Genomic DNA, 2,408 nt, shown 5'->3' with positions numbered 1-2,408 from the left:
TGTTCGGCAAACTCAAACAGCAACGACGCATCGCAACCCGCTATGACAAAACCCTGCTCTCGTTCGAGAGCTTCCTCAACCTCGCCGCTACGCGCCTATGGCTGAAGTCTTTTGTCAACACGGCCTAAGGACCCCTCCGGAGAGGTGCCTGGCGGAGCGGGTGGTTTTAAGAAACCAACCCTATGTATTTGATATGTTTTTTCAAATACTTGTCCACGAAACTCGGTCCCACACGATGTTCCCCGTATGCCTGAATACATGATTCAGTCCGTACAACCTCTATGCCATTATAGCCGATTCTTGTCGAACCTTTTCTACGCTACGCCAGCACCCCCGCTCGATCAGTTTGACCGTCTTCTAGACTTGGATGCGACCGTTCTGGGAGGGGCCATAAATACCAGCCGCGCTAAGGCCACTTTGGCGAGCGGGGATTCCTCCGCCGCCGAACTGGGGCTCATCGCGTTGACCATCGAGGGCGGCCTTATTGCGCCCGAACAGGTGCAGAGGGTCATGGCGGCCGATCGCACCGCAAAAACGGCGGACTCCTACGCCTGTCCCAAGGGAACCAGCCTAGGAGACGAGATCGCGCGTTATTTTCGTATCGGTCAGGCGATCTGGCGTGATTATGACAAGGCCGAAGCCAAGACAATCCAACGCACGGCCCTATTTGCGCACGATCTCCTCGCGCAATGTCTCGGCTTCACCGATTTGATCGGCCCCGTCGAACATCGCGACAGCAATCGGCACTATCGGATTACCTGGGAGGCCAAGGCGGGGCGCGTCCCAATTGTCGCCGCCGCGCCGGTTGCGGACGCCGACGCTTTCGCGAAATCGCAGACGGAGTTCGGGGACGCGGAAGGCGGACGGGCTCGCCGAAGCCCGGTGGCGCTTCTGCAAGATTGGCTGAACGGCACCGATCATGCCCTTTGGGGCCTCGTCTTTGCCGGCGACCGCGCGCGCCTGATGCGTGACAATGGCAGCCTCACGCGCCCCGCGTGGATCGAGGCTGACCTGGGCGCCATGTTCCGCGACGAGATGTTTGCAGACTTCACCGCATTCTGGCTTCTCGCCCACGCCACCCGCTTTGGTGCTGAGGGCGCAGCCGTATCCGACTGTGCGCTTGAGCAGTGGCGCGAGGCCGGACTCAAGCAAGGCGTCGAGGCGCGAAAGGATCTCTACGCCAATGTCGCCACCGCGCTCGAAGAGCTTGGACAGGGTTTGGTGCAGGCAAACCCTGAGGTGCGCGACCGACTGCAATCGGGCGCTGTGTCGATGCAAACCTTGTTCGAAGAATTGCTTCGCGGCGTTTACCGCCTGATCTTCCTTGCCGTCGCCGAAGATCGCGACCTGCTCCATCCGCGCCGTACCGCCAAGGATGACCAGTTTCGACAGGGTCATATCGGACAGCGGACGGTTTCTGCGGATGCCGGGGAATACCAACTCGCAACCCGCAATGCGAAGCCGCGCGCATCGCTGAACGATGCGGAGCGGGCGGCGGGAGAGGGGGACGACATGCTCGCGGAATGCTTTCATGCGCCCCTTGGAAAGCTTCCAGAGACCCTTTTCGAGGTCAAACTCATCCCATGTCGCGCCGCGCACCTCGCCGGATCGTGCCGCCGTGAAAATGGCAAATTCCAGCGCCAGCCGACTAAAAGATTCCCGCTCGCGCAGCGTCTGAATGAACGCAGGTACATCTTCGTAGGGCATCGCAGCAAAATGATTGTCGCGGCGCGGCTGGCGGGGCAATCCCTTAGTGATCGCCCGCATGGGTGCCTCGGTGTCGCGATAGCCCGACGCGTAGGCCCAATCGAGAACCGCGCCGACGCGCTGGCGGACGCGCCGCGCCGTCTCGGGCTTGTCGAGCCAGATTTCCTCTAGCAAATCTCGGATCATCGGACCGGTGATCTGATCGACCCGGAACTTCCCGATGTGCGGGAACGCATATAATTCCAGCGTCCGCGTCCATTGCGCGTGGTGCTTACCGTTGCGCCACGTCTTCGAATGGACCTCGTAAACTCGCGCCGCCGCTTCCTTGAAATTCGGCACCGCCTGCCGCTTGCGTCGCTCGAATTGGGGGTCGATGCCCAATGCGATCTGGCTGCGAATTTCGCGCGCCAACTCCCGCGCTTGCGCCAAGCTGACTTTCTGGCAGCTCCCCAAGCCGAAGTCCCGGCGGTTGCCGTGCTTCTGGACTCGGCAAACCCAGCTGCTCGCCCCTCCCGGTCGATCGAGCCGCATAAGGCCGTCGCCATAGCTCACACGGCTCGACTTTCCCGTGGGCTTGATCTGCCCCCTTCTGAGTGGTCCAAAATTGATGATATTTTGGATTACGAAGGAGATTATGAATGCCGAGCAAGAAGCATCGCCCGGAAGAGATTATTGGCAAGCTGCGTGAAGCGGAGGTTGTG

The 2,408-nt window shown here is 60.5% G+C and carries 1 protein-coding gene; it reads right to left on the bottom strand.

The window, feature by feature from the left end:
• Positions 1-663: 663 nt before the first annotated feature.
• Positions 664-2,286, bottom strand: a complete 1,623-nt coding sequence (locus tag CDQ91_RS20855) for a tyrosine-type recombinase/integrase (protein WP_336580177.1) — start codon at positions 2,284-2,286, stop codon at positions 664-666.
• Positions 2,287-2,408: the final 122 nt, after the last annotated feature.

Source organism: Sphingopyxis witflariensis, assembly GCF_002205635.1.
GTDB classification, from domain to species: Bacteria; Pseudomonadota; Alphaproteobacteria; order Sphingomonadales; family Sphingomonadaceae; genus Sphingopyxis; species Sphingopyxis witflariensis.
Note: the sequence above shows the minus strand (reverse complement) of the source record. Positions and strands in the feature narration are given on the sequence as shown.